Origin of the sequence: Paraburkholderia panacisoli (genome assembly GCF_008369935.1) — a bacterium.
Lineage (GTDB): Bacteria > Pseudomonadota > Gammaproteobacteria > Burkholderiales > Burkholderiaceae > Paraburkholderia > Paraburkholderia panacisoli.
In genome coordinates this window covers 1-15,137 of sequence record NZ_VTUZ01000089.1, presented here as the reverse complement: position 1 = coordinate 15,137, position 15,137 = coordinate 1, and the positions used below count along the sequence as shown (strand labels likewise).

16 protein-coding genes and 5 pseudogenes are annotated in these 15,137 nt (G+C 58.8%); 11 read left to right on the top strand and 10 right to left on the bottom strand.

What is annotated here, in order from left to right; all coding sequences use genetic code 11:
- The first annotated feature begins 211 nt into the window (after positions 1-211).
- The 4 genes from FVF58_RS49590 (at position 212) to FVF58_RS49575 (ending at position 4,289) form a co-directional block, all read left to right on the top strand.
- Positions 212-1,123: a tyrosine-type recombinase/integrase gene (locus FVF58_RS49590; RefSeq protein ID WP_223191244.1), complete on the top strand. Its 912-nt coding sequence runs from the start codon at positions 212-214 to the stop codon at positions 1,121-1,123.
- Positions 1,120-2,115 (top strand): tyrosine-type recombinase/integrase, encoded by a 996-nt coding sequence (locus tag FVF58_RS49585; RefSeq protein WP_149676777.1) that lies wholly within the window; start codon positions 1,120-1,122, stop codon positions 2,113-2,115. The genes FVF58_RS49590 and FVF58_RS49585 overlap by 4 nt, the downstream gene beginning before the upstream one ends.
- Positions 2,116-2,681: 566 nt before the next feature.
- A protein-coding gene (locus tag FVF58_RS49580; protein WP_223191243.1) for an IS3 family transposase occupies positions 2,682-3,859 on the top strand; the annotation gives its coding sequence in 2 pieces (ribosomal slippage) (positions 2,682-2,949 and positions 2,949-3,859; 1,179 coding nt in all).
- Between the two features lie 172 nt (positions 3,860-4,031).
- Positions 4,032-4,289, top strand: a complete 258-nt coding sequence (locus FVF58_RS49575) for a hypothetical protein (RefSeq protein ID WP_149676776.1) — start codon at positions 4,032-4,034, stop codon at positions 4,287-4,289.
- A 50-nt stretch (positions 4,290-4,339) separates the two neighbouring features.
- On the opposite strand, the gene FVF58_RS52180 is transcribed toward FVF58_RS49575, so the two are convergent.
- The 3 genes and pseudogenes from FVF58_RS52180 to FVF58_RS49565 form a co-directional block, all read right to left on the bottom strand.
- Complete coding sequence (locus FVF58_RS52180; protein WP_188131215.1) at positions 4,340-4,510, bottom strand: hypothetical protein; 171 nt, start codon at positions 4,508-4,510, stop codon at positions 4,340-4,342.
- Between the two features lie 139 nt (positions 4,511-4,649).
- Entirely contained in the window at positions 4,650-5,201 is a 552-nt protein-coding gene (locus FVF58_RS49570; protein WP_149676775.1) for a hypothetical protein, read from the bottom strand.
- 103 nt (positions 5,202-5,304) lie between these two features.
- A pseudogene (locus FVF58_RS49565) lies at positions 5,305-5,589 on the bottom strand (ISNCY family transposase); the annotation flags it as partial.
- Between the two features lie 267 nt (positions 5,590-5,856).
- On the opposite strand from FVF58_RS49565, the gene FVF58_RS49560 reads away from it, so the two are divergent.
- Positions 5,857-6,252, top strand: a complete 396-nt coding sequence (locus tag FVF58_RS49560; protein ID WP_149676774.1) for a hypothetical protein — start codon at positions 5,857-5,859, stop codon at positions 6,250-6,252.
- Between the two features lie 132 nt (positions 6,253-6,384).
- On the opposite strand, the gene FVF58_RS49555 is transcribed toward FVF58_RS49560, so the two are convergent.
- The 3 genes and pseudogenes from FVF58_RS49555 to FVF58_RS55160 all read right to left on the bottom strand — a co-directional run.
- On the bottom strand, positions 6,385-6,714 hold the full coding sequence (locus tag FVF58_RS49555) for a chaperone modulator CbpM (RefSeq protein WP_149676773.1): 330 nt from the start codon (positions 6,712-6,714) through the stop codon (positions 6,385-6,387).
- Complete coding sequence (locus FVF58_RS49550; protein ID WP_149676772.1) at positions 6,711-7,652, bottom strand: DnaJ C-terminal domain-containing protein; 942 nt, start codon at positions 7,650-7,652, stop codon at positions 6,711-6,713. Before FVF58_RS49550 ends, FVF58_RS49555 begins: the two co-directional genes overlap by 4 nt.
- A 692-nt stretch (positions 7,653-8,344) precedes the next feature.
- Positions 8,345-8,422, bottom strand: a pseudogene (locus tag FVF58_RS55160) (IS6 family transposase); the annotation flags it as partial.
- 5 nt (positions 8,423-8,427) lie between these two features.
- On the opposite strand from FVF58_RS55160, the gene FVF58_RS54625 reads away from it, so the two are divergent.
- The 4 genes from FVF58_RS54625 (at position 8,428) to FVF58_RS49520 (ending at position 10,689) form a co-directional block, all read left to right on the top strand.
- Entirely contained in the window at positions 8,428-9,117 is a 690-nt protein-coding gene (locus FVF58_RS54625; protein ID WP_149676771.1) for a hypothetical protein, read from the top strand.
- Positions 9,118-9,137: 20 nt separating this feature from the next.
- The gene (locus FVF58_RS49530; protein ID WP_149676770.1) at positions 9,138-9,857 is read left to right on the top strand and encodes a Crp/Fnr family transcriptional regulator; all 720 of its coding nucleotides are present in this window, start codon (positions 9,138-9,140) and stop codon (positions 9,855-9,857) included.
- Positions 9,858-10,234: 377 nt separating this feature from the next.
- Positions 10,235-10,390 (top strand): DUF3309 family protein, encoded by a 156-nt coding sequence (locus FVF58_RS49525; protein WP_149676769.1) that lies wholly within the window; start codon positions 10,235-10,237, stop codon positions 10,388-10,390.
- Between the two features lie 122 nt (positions 10,391-10,512).
- The gene (locus FVF58_RS49520; RefSeq protein ID WP_149676768.1) at positions 10,513-10,689 is read left to right on the top strand and encodes a CsbD family protein; all 177 of its coding nucleotides are present in this window, start codon (positions 10,513-10,515) and stop codon (positions 10,687-10,689) included.
- A 102-nt stretch (positions 10,690-10,791) separates the two neighbouring features.
- Here FVF58_RS49520 and FVF58_RS49515 read toward each other — a convergent pair whose 3' ends face one another.
- The 4 genes and pseudogenes from FVF58_RS49515 to FVF58_RS49500 all read right to left on the bottom strand — a co-directional run.
- Positions 10,792-11,565 carry a PRC-barrel domain-containing protein gene (locus FVF58_RS49515; RefSeq protein WP_149676767.1) on the bottom strand — a complete coding sequence of 258 codons (774 nt, stop codon included), beginning with the start codon at positions 11,563-11,565 and terminating at the stop codon, positions 10,792-10,794.
- Positions 11,566-11,672: 107 nt separating this feature from the next.
- The gene (locus FVF58_RS49510) at positions 11,673-11,819 is read right to left on the bottom strand and encodes a DUF3096 domain-containing protein (RefSeq protein ID WP_115102851.1); all 147 of its coding nucleotides are present in this window, start codon (positions 11,817-11,819) and stop codon (positions 11,673-11,675) included.
- Between the two features lie 61 nt (positions 11,820-11,880).
- Positions 11,881-12,468 (bottom strand): BPSL1445 family SYLF domain-containing lipoprotein, encoded by a 588-nt coding sequence (locus FVF58_RS49505; protein WP_149676766.1) that lies wholly within the window; start codon positions 12,466-12,468, stop codon positions 11,881-11,883.
- Positions 12,469-12,653: 185 nt separating this feature from the next.
- Positions 12,654-12,916: pseudogene (locus FVF58_RS49500) on the bottom strand (glycosyltransferase); the annotation flags it as partial.
- Positions 12,917-13,707: 791 nt separating this feature from the next.
- Between FVF58_RS49500 and FVF58_RS49495 the strand changes: the two are divergent.
- Both FVF58_RS49495 and FVF58_RS49490 read left to right on the top strand, forming a co-directional pair.
- Positions 13,708-14,113, top strand: a pseudogene (locus FVF58_RS49495) (PRC-barrel domain-containing protein); the annotation flags it as partial.
- 273 nt (positions 14,114-14,386) lie between these two features.
- Positions 14,387-15,019 (top strand): annotated as a pseudogene (locus FVF58_RS49490) (transposase); the annotation flags it as partial.
- Between the last annotated feature and the right edge of the window lie 118 nt (positions 15,020-15,137).

The following is a 15,137-nucleotide window of genomic DNA, read 5'->3' as shown; positions in this document are numbered from 1 at the left end:
CGGCCCCGATGGCCGCCAGGACTCTCATCATGAAACTTTATGCGCAGTAAGCTGATGCTGACGCCTTGCTCACAAAGCGTTTGCCACGGTGACTCTACATAACGATCCACGGTAGCTAATAGAGTAAATGTACTGCAGTGCATTTACTCTATGCGAAGGTCGACGTCGATTTGCTCAGGCAGGTCGCCCTGCCTTGGCCGGGAGTACTGCCATGTTGATCGATACCGTGGGCACCTATCTGGCCGTACGGCGAGCGGTCGGGTTTCAGCTCAAGATCGTCGAACGGTATCTGCGAAGCTACGCCGATTTCGCAACCGATCGGGGCGATCAGTACGTGACCGGAAAGACGGCCATCGAATGGGCGGCGCTGGGGCGCTCCGCGAATCAGCGCGCCAACCGTCTTCGTGTTCTGATCCGCTTCGCTCACTTTGCCCGCGCGGAAGACACGAATCACGAAGTGCCTCCTGATCATGTCTTCTGTCGGCACCGGCAACGCCGAACGCCATATATCTGCACTGACGACGAGATCAAGCGACTGCTGTTGCACGCCGCGCGCCTGGGGCCTCCGGGCACCCTACGCGGCGATACCTACCAGACCCTCTTCGGATTGCTCGCCGCCACAGGGCTGCGGATCTCTGAAGCGCTATCGCTGCGCCTCCAGGACATTACGCCGGAAGGATTGGTGATTCGCGAAACCAAATTCCGGAAGACACGTCTCGTGTGGATACACGAAAGCGTAGCCGTCGCTCTGCAACAGTACCTCCGTCACCGTCAGCCATTCGCTCGTACTGACCATGTGTTTGTATCGAGTCGAGGCGGCGGCTGCCTTGGCTACGCGATTGTCGCGCAGACCTTTCAAGACATTTGCAAAGCCGCAGACATTCACGGTTCCGGAGTCGGCCCTCGGCCTCGATTGCATGATTTGAGGCATCGCTTTGCCGTCAAAGCGCTGGAGTCCTGTCCTGATACGAGGGACCGAGTCACGCGCCACATGCTTGCACTCAGCACGTACATGGGACACGCACATTTTGAAAGCACCTATTGGTATCTGGATAGCACGCCTCAGTTGATGACCGATATTGCTGCCGCTTGCGAGTCCTTCGTGCAAGGAGCTACACCATGACACCGATTGCACCCCACATCACTGCGTTCCTGCAAGAACGGCTGCCCTTGCAGCGCGGCGCCAGCCCAAATACCTGCGAGAGTTACGCTTACACGTTCCGGTTACTCTTCGAATACGCAAGCGACCGACTCAAGGTGCGTCCGTCGAAGCTCAATCTGGAGCAGATCGACGCGCGCCTTGTGACGGATTTCCTGACACACATCGAGGTGACGCGACACAATGGCGCTCGTACCCGCAATGTCCGGTTGGCGGCGATCAAGTCCTTCCTGCATTTCGTTGAACATCGCGTACCGTCTGCTCTCGAACAAAGCCTGCGCATTCAGGCGATTCCCTCGAAGAAGGCCGACATCCCACTGATCAGTTACCTCTCCCTGGCCGAGATACAGGCAATCTTGAACGCGCCAGATGTCCGCACGCGCGCGGGAATTCGTGACCGCGCCATGCTCCATCTGTGCCTCTCTGCCGGGCTGCGGGTGTCAGAATTGACTGGTCTGTTGCTTTGTGCCGTAAATCTCCAACCGATACCGATGGTCCGAGTGATGGGCAAGGGGCGAAAGGAGCGGTCTTTGCCGCTATGGAAGCAGGCTGCCGCCGATCTTCGCGCTTGGCTCGCGATACGGGGTAATCCACCAACCCCGGAATTGTTTGTCAATTCACGCGGTGAACCGATGACGCGAGCGGGTTTCGCCTATCTGCTTCGTAAGTACGTACAGATCGCCGCGAAGAGTTGCGACTCACTGCGGGGAAAACGGGTTTCCCCGCATGTACTACGTCGTACCTGTGCCATGATGATCTTCCGAGCGACGCGCGATCTGCGGAAAGTTTCTCTGTGGCTTGGTCACGCCCAGATGCAAACTACTGAAATCTATCTGCGTGCTGACCCCACGGAAAAGATCGAGGCGATCGAGGCTGTGCCGCCACTGTCACTCAAACGCGGGCGGTTCTCTGCTGCCGACAAGCTGATCGCGTCGTTGCGGGGCGTTTCATTATGAACGGTGGTTGCGGCCGGAGCGGCCTACCTCTCTGGCTGCAACCAGTTCCTGCTTTCCATAACGATCGACTTCCCATACGAACGGAAAACCGGGTTAAGCGTGAGCGCTCGTCGCCTGAGGCGGGAATTCTGGTAGCTCGGAGAAGGCACGGACGTAGCCCGCGCGCGGCAGCCGAGGAGATAGCGACCTACCGGTTCGAATGACGGTGATCGACCCCGTTCCGTCATTCGACCGTGCCTCGCATGCGGCCGAAACCTGTACCTAAGCAGCCGTTCGCGATTCGCTGTCCGTCTACAACTCGGTCAAATGCGCGAACCTTCAAACCTTCACGGCCGCCATTCCATGTGCGGACACGGGATGCCTTGCGCAAGGCGAGTCCTACCCGACGGTCTGGAGCGAATTGCCACCGTGGAGAATGGCCGGCCGAATTTGTGCGCCCTCGGAAAGCCTCCAGTATCAACAGGCTATTGTGTGGCCTGTGTGCTCGGTGGTGAGGATGTGATGGTCTAATTTCCTCGGACAGGTCGATAGGAGGACAATCCGGAATCGACGAGGAAAAACGATAGATGACAAGAAGGCGCCGACAATTTGACACCAGCTTCAAGCTGGAAGTGGTACGGATGGTTCGAGACCAGGGCTTATCGGTCGGCGAAGTCTGCCGGTCGATGGACCTTGTAGAGACAGCCGTACGGCGCTGGGTGGCCCAGTATGATGCGGAACGCGCAGGCGGCCCCGGCGAGGGCAAGCCGCTGACGGCGGAACAGCAGCGCATCCGGCAACTTGAAGCTGAGAACCGGCAATTGAGAGAGGACAACTCTCTGTTAAAAAAAGCATCGGCCTTCTTTGCCCGGGAACTGAAGTGAGTTACCGCGTGGTAACTCACTTGCAACAGGAGGCCGTATCGGTCAGTCACGCCTGCCGGCTTTTGCAGGTGAGCCGCTCTGGCTATTATGAGCACCGGCGTGCAAAGCCGAGCGTAAAGAGCCTGCAGCAACAGACCCATGTCAAGGCAGCATTCGCCGCCAGCGGCGCGAACTATGGCAGCCGGCGTGTGATGCATGCGCTGCGGGAACACGGGTTACGTATTGGTCGTTACCGGGTGCGTACGCTGATGCGTGAAGCAGGTCTGCGCACGAACTGGAAGCGCAAGTTCGTCTCGACGACCGACAGCCGGCATACGCTACCTGTGGCGGAGAATGTGCTCGACCGGCAGTTTGATGTTGCCGAGCCCAATCGCGCCTGGGTTTCAGACATCACGTACATCCGCACAGCGCAGGGCTGGCTGTATCTGGCGGTCGTGCTGGACTTGTACTCGCGCAAGGTGGTCGGCTGGTCCATGGCGCCCACGATGCCGGCCGCACTGGTCATGTCGGCACTGACCATGGCATTACAGCAGCGCCGGCCAGCGCCCGGACTGCTGCTACATTCGGACAGGGGCAGCCAGTACGCGAGCGATGAATACCAGGCCTTGCTCAGGCAGCATCACGTGGTTTGCAGCATGAGCCGCAAGGGAAATTGCTGGGACAATTCGGTGATGGAGCGGTTCTTCCTGAACCTGAAAATGGAGCGCGTATGGCAGCGTCAGTACGCCAACCACGATGAGGCACGGCGCGACATCAACCAGTACATCGTCGGTTTCTACAACGCCGTACGCTTGCATTCGACTTTGGGCTATCTGTCGCCCGCTGCCTACGAGGCAAAACCGACAGTAAAAGAACCTATCTACCTGTCCGAAATAACTTGACCACTACAGGAAAGGAAGCGACCAGTTCGTTCAGTTGGGAGATGCTTGCAGGCTTGACCAGGTGACGATCGACGCGTTATGCCGCCCCATGTCGGGGGCGAGAAAGCGTACATTGCTAGTCAGTAAGCGATCCAACGGCTTGTTTGTTTGCCTTCCAGAAGTTACGCCGACTATGAAGAGAATTTACACTTACAAAGGCTTCGAAGTGGCCGTGGAGCTAGAGCGAAGTGGTGATGAGGGTGTCTGGTTGCTACGCCCGCACGGGTTCGTATCCGTCGTGCGCATCAGAAGCGCGGGTGCTATTGGCGGCACGTTTGCGCCGATAAGTTTGATGGCAGATGGTCAGCGGCCGTTCGGGACGGAGGCCGAGGCGTTTATGGCAGGGTACAGCGCTGCACAGCGGCTGATAGACGACACCGTGGTGCTCTAGCACCGATAGCAAACGGCGCAGAGATACCGGTCCGCAGGGCGGACTCAACTCTACGCGCGCATGAGCCTGCCGGTGGTATTTCCAGCCGGCGTTTCAGGTGCGTCGCATGGGCCCGCGTTGTAGTCGAGGTCGGTCTCGCGATTGCGAAGCATTGCTGGCAGAAGCACCTCAACGAGGGCCAGAAACATGGTCCCGGTGAAAATAGTCAGTTCGGTTTTCATTGTGTCCAGTCATCAGGGTCGAGGCGAGGACGGCTTCTTGACCTGGGAATCGTTACGCAGCGTCATCATACAAACGAGGGGGCGTCGCGAAGTCGGCGTCCCCGTTCCCAAACATGCTCCTCCTTACCCTTCATCAAGGTTAGGGCCGGTGATCATTTCCATTTTGCTCGTGGAGTGGGTCAGGGCTCTTCTGGGTCGAGCGGAGCACGCCAGTGTCATCGAAATAGAAATGGAACAACTGGTACCACACACCGTCTTCCAGATAGCGATAACTCCATACTTCACGCTTCATCAATGGAAAGTAAGTGGTTTCCTCCGGGCGACCGAAGTTGACAAGCACGTTTTTCTTCGTCCACTTGTCGACCTCTGCCCGATAGAACTCGCTCGGCTGAAGCACTTGCCGGACGCTGATCACCTTGCCCATCGCGTCGATGTCCGCAGCCGTCGTGACTTCACCCATCGGCTGTGTCGGCCACATCAGACGCCTCGCGCCGCCAGGCAGGTCGTAGACCTCGCGCGGCTGGCCGAGTCTGGCGACAACGTCGCTTTCCGGTTGGCCGGCCTCGAAGCCCTGCCAAGGCTGCGCACAGGCGCCCAACACCAGGATCGCCGCACAGCTCAGCGCGGCGGAGGTCTTGCTACACGCACACTGCAGCGTGAAGCTTTTTCTTATCGTTCGACGGGATGCCATGTCAGACTCCGTACAGCAGGTCAGCCCAGATATTTGACTGGAACGCACGAGATTCGTTTGCAACCAACTCCCGGAAAATTGGCCGCTTGATGGCCGCCAGCTCCAACGTTGGCCCGAAATCGGCGTATCGGTCGCGGATGATCGTGATCGCTCGATCCGCGACTCGGGCATCCAGACGGCAGTTTCCAGGTCGCGACCGACGACTGGAAACCAAGGCAGCCGGTCCATGTTTCCGCAGTCGGGTTACATGCCAGCGGATCTGCCGTGTCGTCAGAGCGAGTCCCCCGGCAGCGCGCCACGGCTTGAGTTTGCCGTCCGCCACATCCTGAATGACCTTGAATCTGTCCAGCTCGCGCATCGTCATCGCGATCCGTTCTGTCGCAGCCATCGAAGCCTCCAGCGCCGGAAAAACGGCGGCTGGCTCGCATACGACGACGCCAAAAGCACGCCTGGGATCTCTGCGATTGTTTTAGCAGCCTGGGCTCGCCCTGGCGACTGGCAAATGGTGGCTGAAGCCGGTCCAATCCTGAACCGACGAGCTGCTCCGCCGGGCGGTCAGACTAGATCGTGGTCCTGTTTTTAGGCAACGTAACCCTACACGCCAGGATCTGCTAGTCTAAACAAACAGGCATTCACCATGAAATCGGGAGAGGCCATGAGTGATCTTCAACCACCGTCAGTTACAGGGCGCGATCACGCGCTGAAGATTGCGTCAGAGGGAGAGTTCCTGGATGGTGTCTTTCGTGTCGAGCGCTATAACCATAGCCTCGTCGACATAACGCCGGGATCTTCATCCTCCTCAGCGCCGATCATTGTTACGGAGATCTACCCGAACAAGGCCCTGCAACAGATAGACGAGGCGATAGCGCGAGTCAGGCGTCTGAACCAGGACGCACGGGCATATGTCTCGGCAGCACTTGACAAGCGTCCTGATTGCGAAGCCCTGGAGAGAAAACTGCTGCATGATAATCCAGGATTCAGCCAGGTAACGTATGACCTCGTTATCAACGACGCCTTCGCGGCCCAATCCACCCAACTTGCTCAGAGGTAGGACAGGCTTATTGCCCTGAATAACTGCGTTGCAACTCCAGATTCAGAGCTCCGCGTTTGCAGGACTGATGCCCGGATCATTCGGATCGGCCCCGGCGGTCGCCGTGCGGCAGGACATCACGCACAGGCTCGCCTAGCTTCCACGAGGGCGCTTCACACGCGCGCGCAATACGTCGATCTCGTCGAGCAGATCGAGGGCTAGCGCGACGCCGGGAGGGTTGATCTGAAAGTCGTGTGCCAGCCGCTGCGCGGTCCGCACGCGTCGCAGCGCCGCGCCGCTGAAGCGCCACTCCTGCGGCCGCTCGCCCCTTGGCTCAAACACGCCTTCAGACACCCAGAGCGTCAGTTCCTCCTCCGATGCCCCGCTCACCCGGCTCAATTCAACCAAGGTGAACTCGACGTTCTCATCGACAATCTGCCCTTGCAAATAGGTCGTTGTACTCGTCTCTTTCACGATGATCACCGATAGAAGTGCGCGCGAGGATTGAAGTTGAACGCCTGCCGCATCGCATCGTAAGCGGCCTTCGCAGTGTCGCTATCCGCCGGCGGCAGCACGATGTTCAGAATCACATACAGATCACCCGGCGGGTTGCCTGGAATGCCCTTGCCTTTGAGCCGCAAGCGCCTGCCGCCGGCGGAATCCGCTGGCACCGTCATCTCGACCGAACCGTCAGGCGTCGGCACGGTAACCTGCGCGCCGAGGCCCGCTTCCCACGGTGCGACCGGCAACTCGAGCGACACGTCGCGCCCGTCCACGCGAAAGCGCGGGTGTTCCCGAAAGGCGATTTCCAGGTAGAGATCGCCGGCAGTTCCGGGCGTGGCGCCTGCGGCTCCCTGCCCGCTCAGCCGCAGGTGCTGGCCTGCGCGAATCCCCTTTGGAATGGATACATTGAGCGTACGGGTTTCTAGCGAAACATGGCCGTGTTCATCGATCACAGGCATTTGCAGCGAAATCGAGCGCTGGGCACCGCGATAGGAATCTTCGAGATCGATCAGTACCTTCGCGTGATGGTCTTCGCCGCGCACATCAAAAGGCCGCTGCCGCGGATGCGCGCTCCGCGCGCCGCCGAACATCTTCTCGAAGAGATCGTGGAAATCCGCTTGTTCCGCAGCCTCGTTGCCCGCGCCGCGGAATTCGAAGCCCTCGTCCCAATTCGGCGGCGGCTGGAAGTCCTGGCCGTTGCGCCATTCGCTGCCCATGCGGTCGTAGGCTGCGCGCTTCTCCGGGTCCTTGAGCACCTCGTAGGCTTCACCCAGTTCCTTGAAGCGATCTTCGGCGTCAGTGTGCTTGCTAACGTCAGGGTGGTACTTGCGTGCGAGCTTTCGATACGAGCGTTTGACGTCCTCCTGAGACGCGCTACGCTCGAGACCCAAGGTCTCGTAATAGTCTTTGTATTTCATACTGACGGCAGACCCATGAGGAACGGATGGAGCAATGCGCGCCCATCGCGTGGCGGTCAACGATTGACTGTATACCAATCCGGATAGACCGGCAAAGTTTCATGTTCGGTACGCGGCTTCACTGCGACAGGCCTGTCTCGGATCGGATCAGCATGACTGGGCAAGTCGCCATGCGCAGGAACTGCTTGGCGACGTTGCCAGCACGGCCCTTCCCACGCCATGCCTGCCCCGCGTGCCCATCACGACAAGCGCCACCCTGACGTCGCACGCAGCGCTGCTGGCAGCTCGCGATGTCGTCTGCCGCACTTTCGATTTCAGTGTCGCCCGACCCGCCGCGTTCGGCCGTCGCCCTACGTACTGCGGCCAGAGTTATCCGGCCGTCTTCCCGAAGCACACTCGCAGGGCTTAGGCGTTGTAGCAACCGGCGTAAGCCGACGCACGTCACGGATAGACAATATAGACGCGTGGAGCCGCGCCTGAGCGAGTTCAGCAATGCTGAGCGCTTCGTGGGGTTATCGCGCATGTCGGCCGACGGCGCACATAGAAACTAGAGTCAGGTGCCCGTGTGCTAAAGATCGAAGACCTCTACGCTGCCGTAGAGGAGAGCGTGCAAAACCTGGGGAGGTCGATTTCGTCGGTTGTGTCGCGATAATGACGGCAACGCAAGAAAATTCCGCGATGACAAGGAGTCCTTACGCCACCAACGAATAGAACTGATCGGCAGCGGTTCGGGTGACGCCGCTGTCCTTCATCTGGCCTTTCCTGATCATAGCCCATGATGGGCTTCAAGGATTTCCGGTGTGCCCGCATCATCCTGTCAGGCATTGAGACGATGCCCGAGTTCGCGCCCGTCGGGCACGTGTTCGTCAGAGCCTGCGCTCGCGTCAATAACTGCGCCGAAAATAGTCCTCAGCCCTCGCGCGAACGCCGCACGCGGAGCTTCCGCCTGCTCGTGCCCACCCACGCATTCCTGCCGGGCTTCGGCGTGAACCGGCAGCATTTCGCCATCAAGCGACATCTGCCACGAACGTCGCTCTACCGCAAGCAGCTCACCGCGAAGCTTGGCCGGCTATATGATAACGAGTGCCGCAGGCGCGTATCGAATTTCAACAGCGCATTTCGAACATCGACTGGCGCCAGTCATCGTGGACGCCGACCGTTCTGCGTTGCGAAGATGTGCCGCAACGTCGCCGATCGACGTACTCACGTTGAAGGTGAACGGCTTGATCAATCAGCCGCCCAGCCATGGCTGACAGCCGTCAGAGCGCGCCGCGACGTACCATCCCATCGTGCGCAAGCGAACTATAATTTAAAGAGGGTCCAGTCAGACTCGGAGTTCAGGGAGTGCGGCTGCGCATTGCCACGCCCCGGCATCTTCGCCAATTTGTCTGACGCTTTCGCCCAACTGCCGTCGAAACCTGACGTTGTGAAGAACAAACCGGCGAAGACGGTGCGGTTTCTGTGAGAGTGCCCGGGGAGCGACACATGCAAAGCCAACCTCGTTTCAAAGAAAATCACCTGCTCGCGGTTCTGCCCGAGGCGGAATCGCTTCGCCTTACCCCCCATCTGGTGCTGGTTGAGATGCCCTTGGGGCACGTCGTGTACGAATCGGGCGATCGCCTCCATGACGTGTATTTTCCGACCACGTCCATCGTCTCGCTGCTGTACGTCATGGAAGACGGCTCGTCCGCCGAAATTGCGATTGTGGGCAACGAAGGGCTCATCGGCATTGCACTTTTCATGGGCGGGGAAACCACACCAAGCCGGGCGATCGTGCAAAGCGCAGGCGCGGCGTATCGACTGGATGCCCGGATTCTGAAAGAGGAATTCCATCGAGCCGGCGCGGTGCAGCGGCTGTTGCTGCGCTATACCCAGGCACTGATCACGCAGATGGCCCAGACCGCCGTTTGCAACCGGCATCATTCGATCGACCAGCAACTGTGCCGCTGGCTGCTGCTCAGCATGGACCGCCTGCCGTCGAACGAGCTGAAGATGACGCAGGAGTTAATCGCAAACATGCTTGGAGTGCGGAGATCCGGCGTGACGGAGGCGGCGCTGAAACTGCAGGTTGCAGGACTGATTCGCTACAGTCATGGCCACATCGAGGTGCTGGACAGACCGGGGCTAGAGCAACGCGTGTGTGAATGCTATGGCGTAGTGAGACGGGAATTCGACCGGTTGCTGCCTGATCTGAAGGCGATATAAGAGGCAAATCTTCCGTTCACGAGGACGGATTGTCCAATGGCTCGCGCCGAACCATTTCCCGACCGGCCAAAGCACAATTGAACGCCCAGTCCGACAACGAGAGCGCCCCCTGGCCGTGCGTCGGCACTCGGTCCTCGTGAACGCGGAGCGGCCACTACAAACAAAGAGATCCCGGCGTCCACCACCGTACCGACTGCGTGGCAAATCAAGGTCACGCTCACTCTACTGTAGAGATCTTTCAGGAGTGTCGCGGATGCCCGCCAGCATCAAATTGAACGTTGCTGAGATACCTCGCGAAAACCTTGAAGATTCCGGGCAACTAGCGGGAGCGCGGCGACCGGTCTCGTCAAAACACGGAGTCGGAAAGGAGAAGGGCCATGTTGGGAACAATATTGATAGTCTTGCTGGTACTCATATTGATCGGTGCGATACCGACCTGGCCGCACAGCCGTTCGTGGGGCTATATGCCCAGCGGCCTGCTAGGCGTGGTGTTGATCGTCGTGCTAGTGCTACTCGTTCTGGGCAGGATATAGGCGTGAAATTTTTGCCCGAAGGATTATTCGCGACCGTCGTTGCGCAGCGTTTCATCTGAAAAACGAGTGGCCGGCCGCGTGTCGTGAGGCCTAGGCATCCGTCAATTTCAAGGAGCAATGTCATGAACAAGGATCAAGTGAAAGGCCGCGTCAAGGAGGCAAAAGGACAGTTGAAGGAAATGGTCGGCAAAGCTACTGGAAGTGCAACGACCAAGGTGAAAGGCAGGATCGAACAGATCGTCGGCAAGACACAGGCCACATACGGCGACGCGAAAGAGCAGTTCAGAAAGCGGTCGTAGGGTGTCCGCGCCCAGGGGCTCAAGCGTTACATTGCGGGGCAATGTGCTCCCGTGCGGCTACGTCCACGGCACGCGAACACACCGCGCTGCCCCGCGCTATCCTCACCAATATCCGTCCCTGCCATGAAACTCATGGAGTCTCCTTTCGTAATCGCGGCTGAGCGGAACGGAGTCGTCGTACTCGGGGCTATTCTTGATTGCGTCGCGACTGAGTCGGGTAGAAACGGTAGAGCCAACCCAGTCGATCAGGTCGATCCATCGTGTTGCCACCAGCACCTCCTTGCCACCGGGCCACCAGTTTCGCGTATCGACGGTCAGATAACGAATGGCCCATGCAACGTCGTCGAAAATGAAACCGGAGACGTGACCTATGCTGCCATCGGCTACCTCGATGTGATAGCCCTCTACGACATTTGCGCTGTGCAGATGGATGTCCGCGGGCACTTGATCTGCGTCCAGGTTGGGGCGCGGGAGTGCCTCCGATGCTGGGTCTGGCGACACATCCTGTACGTCGAATGCGGGGTAGGCACCCATTCCCCACATGTTTGGACCACCCCAGTACGTCGGATAGCCATAGTAAAGGTGGTAGTCGATTTCGTGCTGACGCGACACCGACTTATGCGTATCGATGTTCGGACTATCCCGCACCTGTTGCCGTGTGAGATGCACGTGGACGGTGCCTGATTCGCGGTCCATGTGTTTGACCGAATACGGTGAAATCAGTACCTGCCGCTCACGCATCCAGTTTCCCGTGTCGACCACGAGGTAGCGCACGCCCCAGGCTTCGTCGTCGAAATAGACATCATCAACGCTTCCGATGTCGCCGTCACGTGCCGCGACGGTACATCCATGAAGACTCTTTATGCTTCGCAACATGTTCGATACTCCTTCTCTGCTTCCGGCGATCGATACCCCGATGTCTTGAGACCACCGTTAAAAAAGACCGATGTTCGCAACGTGCTTTCTTCACGGGCCGTTTCGGTTCAGTGGAGATGTCCCCCGAACAGCCCGAGCAACCCGATAACGATCAGGTAGATCGCAACGATGTAATTCAACAGGCGAGGCACCACGAGAATCAGAATGCCAGCAATCAGTGAAACCAGCGGGCCCGCGTTCGTGAGAATGTGCATGCCTCCTCCGTAAGATTGAAAACGGCAAATAGACACAAACCTGCCCCGCCTGCGTCACCCGTTATAGTGACTTGAGCCTGGTGACCTTCGTGCCTTCGAGCGTCACGCCGGCCATTAACCCGCTGTTCGTGAGCACGAACGCTTCGACCGGCGCCGTTGCGGTGGTGGTATCAATGTTGCCGTTCGCGCCGACTTTCAGTACTGCCACTGACGCGTCACCGCCTGCCGACCAGCCTTCGCTATTACGGAATCGGGCGGGAGCATCCTCGGTCATGAACAGGAAGATGATGGCTTTCGATTGCGCGCCGATCTGCAAACCGAACGAAACGGTTGCGGTGCTGTAGTACCCGACCGTGCTGCCGCCGACTCGCAGCGAGCCTTCACCATACTGGCCGCCGATCCAGAAACCAGCAGCAATGACCGACGGGAACACCAGTACGCCACGCGCCTTGCCGACCAGTTCAGGTGAACCGTTGGCGGTCGTGTAAAGGCGTGCAAGCGTCGAGTCGACACCCGCGTCGATGGCGTGACGCTTGTCAGCCTGATGGCTACTGGCGTCGGATGTTCCGGTCGTCGTGCAACCCGAGACCGCGAGGCCAACAGCCAGGATCGATCCCGGCGTACTCCATATGAATGTTCGTCGCAGCATGATTTTCCCCAAGTTGTTCCTGGATGTCCCTGACGCTACGCGCAGGCGAACGCGAATGCGGTACGACAGCGTACTAAAACGCGAAACAGGTCCCGATGAATAAGCCGGATTTGACTCGCAACCCGCGCATCGTTTTCCAGTCGTTTCGGGCATCAGGGCAGTGGTTGGTTTTGCCAGCAGTCCAGTCAGTAGCTGTCGACGTAATTCCGCGCCATCGTCCTGGCGCTGAAGCGACGCTCGAACTGTGCTCGGATCTCTCTGTACGTGACAGGTCATCGAGACGTTGCAGTGCACCGACGGCACCCTGTACGTCTTCGCAGATATAGCCGGTGACACCGTGATCGATCACCTCCGGTACCGAGCCGCGATTGAACGCAATCACTGGAGTCCCGCACGCCATCGCCTCAATCATGACAAGGCCGAACGGCTCCGACCAGTCGATCGGGAACCGTCATTGATGGCGTCACCTCAGTCCCGATCATGGTGCTCGTGATGAAGATGGCATCGAATCCAGACATCATGGGGACGTTCCGCATTTCAGGCACATTGCGGGTCGTCGGTTGGCTGGCAACGGTCGTGATGGCTACTGCCGTTTTGGGGATGTTCTGCTTTCTGTAGGAAGCGAGCCCGACACATGATAATTGTCCGAATGGGCCAACCTCCGACAAGGAATCTACCGCCACCGGGATTGATGCAGTCGGCGGGCCTGTCGCGTTTGATGTGGGCAATCGAGGCGGCGCCCGACGGTTGAGATGAACAATGACGCTGACGTTGATGCGATGACCGCCCACGATCCCGATCCTCCGTATCAGGCCACGGCGCGCGCCGAGGTGCGTGCTTGCTCGAACGCAAACTCGAGCAGCTACCGATAGCGCTTCGTACAGTGTTCATGCGGCATTCTGTCGAGGAAACGGCTCAGTGCCTCGACATTCCCGAGGCAACCGTGCGCAGCCGACATTTCTGAGCGAAGAGCCTGTTGCGCGAATCGCTCGCGCGTGATGTCGATCTGGTCGAGCGCAACCTGTTCGAATTCGGCAGTGACGACTGCGACCGTCTGGTTGCATCAGTGCTGTCGTGCGTAGAAGGAACCAGGATGAGTCGCCCACCCGATGCAACAGGAACAGGGATTTGCCGCATCGAGTCAAGGGCGTTGACCGCTACCGTACAGACGTACCCGGTCGCACGTGAGAAAGTCCCGGCACGCAATCACAGTCTCAGACAGGTAGCGCGGGCGCGAAGATCGTCGCCACAGGAGTTGGCGAAGGGCCCGGTCCCGATGTGACGGCGGCAGCCACGCTCGCTGGCAACAAGGTCGTCACCCCGGATGGCGAACACGTCGGCAAAATCTCCGAAATCATGCTCGACGTACGCGGCGGCCGTATCGCGTATGCCCTATTGTCGAACGGGGGCTTTCTTGGCATGGGAGACACGCTGCATGCGATCCCGTGGAGTGCGCTGACCTTGGTTACCGATGAGAAGTGCTTCCGGCTCAGACATGACTGCCGAGCGCATCAAAGCCGGGCCCGGCTTTGACAAGGATCATTGGCCCGCGATGGCGGACGCACAGTGGGGTTCGTCGGTGCACGAGTATTACAACCGCAGCCCATACTGGCAATCGATACAGGATTCTGCTGAAGACGGCCCGCTCGAAGGACAACATACGCCGCCTGCACAGCAGCATCGGCTACTGTTCGCCGCTCGAATTCGAAAACCTGCATGCGCAAGATCAAAGCTTATCGCCGCGCGGGTTGCCCACCGCCGGGCAGCGTCGTGGTCGTGACACGCGACCCGCCGCCCGACCGTGGACAACCCGCGATTCAACCTTATCGGGAGGTGCCACACCGCATTAAACTCAACTGCAAATCTATCCGTCGAACCGGGGGTGCGGACGAAAACTTGGACTACCTGGAGGTAGTTCATGTACTCGTACGAAGACCGCATTCGAGCGGTTCGGCTTTACATCAAACTGGGAAAGCGGTTAGCGGCGACCATTCGACGACTGGGCTACCCGACAAAGAACTCGCTTAAGTCCTGGCATCGCGAATACGAACAATGTCATGATGTGCGGAGTGGCTATGTACGTTCGAGGCCGAAGTATTCAATCGAACAGAAGAAGGCGGCCGTCGATCACTATCTAAACCATGATTGTTGTGCTGCTGAAACCTTGAGGGCTTTGGGATACCCGGGGCGAGGAACGCTTGTAGCGTGGGTTGAAGAACTGCGCCCGGGAACCGTGAAGCGCATTGTCGGCAAAGCTCGGGGCGTTCCGAAACCCCGCGAGGTGAAGCAGACGGCGGTCATCGAACTGTGCACCAGAGACGAAAGCGCGAGCGTGGTTGCCCAGAAGATAGGCGTGAGCAGGCCAACGCTATACAACTGGAAAAACAAGCTACTCGGTCGTGAGGTTCCGGCATCCATGAAACGCCCCAAGAATCCAGCATCGCCCCCTGAGCGGGCAGAACTGGAGCGGCAGGTCGAATCGCTTCGACGCGACATACGGCAGTTGCAGCTCGAACATGACATCCTGAAGAAGGCAAACGAACTCTTAAAAAACATCCGAAGGGGCACGCCCCTGCCCGAAAGGCAGAAACTCCCGGCCTTCGCTATACTCAGGAGCCTCAGGGGGAGCGGCCGCCACCTTTTTGGTGATTTATCCCGTTAAAAAACAT

Bases quoted from the DNA above. Each gene is read 5' to 3' on its own strand.
- FVF58_RS49590 (WP_223191244.1), top strand. From the start codon at position 212: ATGTTGATCGATACCGTGGGCACCTATCTGGCCGTACGGCGAGCGGTC.
- FVF58_RS49585 (WP_149676777.1), top strand. From the start codon at position 1,120: ATGACACCGATTGCACCCCACATCACTGCGTTCCTGCAAGAACGGCTG.
- FVF58_RS49575 (WP_149676776.1), top strand. From the start codon at position 4,032: ATGAAGAGAATTTACACTTACAAAGGCTTCGAAGTGGCCGTGGAGCTA.
- FVF58_RS52180 (WP_188131215.1), bottom strand. From the start codon at position 4,510: ATGAAAACCGAACTGACTATTTTCACCGGGACCATGTTTCTGGCCCTC.
- FVF58_RS49570 (WP_149676775.1), bottom strand. From the start codon at position 5,201: ATGGCATCCCGTCGAACGATAAGAAAAAGCTTCACGCTGCAGTGTGCG.
- FVF58_RS49560 (WP_149676774.1), top strand. From the start codon at position 5,857: ATGAGTGATCTTCAACCACCGTCAGTTACAGGGCGCGATCACGCGCTG.
- FVF58_RS49550 (WP_149676772.1), bottom strand. From the start codon at position 7,652: ATGAAATACAAAGACTATTACGAGACCTTGGGTCTCGAGCGTAGCGCG.
- FVF58_RS54625 (WP_149676771.1), top strand. From the start codon at position 8,428: ATGATGGGCTTCAAGGATTTCCGGTGTGCCCGCATCATCCTGTCAGGC.
- FVF58_RS49530 (WP_149676770.1), top strand. From the start codon at position 9,138: ATGCAAAGCCAACCTCGTTTCAAAGAAAATCACCTGCTCGCGGTTCTG.
- FVF58_RS49525 (WP_149676769.1), top strand. From the start codon at position 10,235: ATGTTGGGAACAATATTGATAGTCTTGCTGGTACTCATATTGATCGGT.
- FVF58_RS49520 (WP_149676768.1), top strand. From the start codon at position 10,513: ATGAACAAGGATCAAGTGAAAGGCCGCGTCAAGGAGGCAAAAGGACAG.
- FVF58_RS49515 (WP_149676767.1), bottom strand. From the start codon at position 11,565: ATGTTGCGAAGCATAAAGAGTCTTCATGGATGTACCGTCGCGGCACGT.
- FVF58_RS49510 (WP_115102851.1), bottom strand. From the start codon at position 11,819: ATGCACATTCTCACGAACGCGGGCCCGCTGGTTTCACTGATTGCTGGC.
- FVF58_RS49505 (WP_149676766.1), bottom strand. From the start codon at position 12,468: ATGCTGCGACGAACATTCATATGGAGTACGCCGGGATCGATCCTGGCT.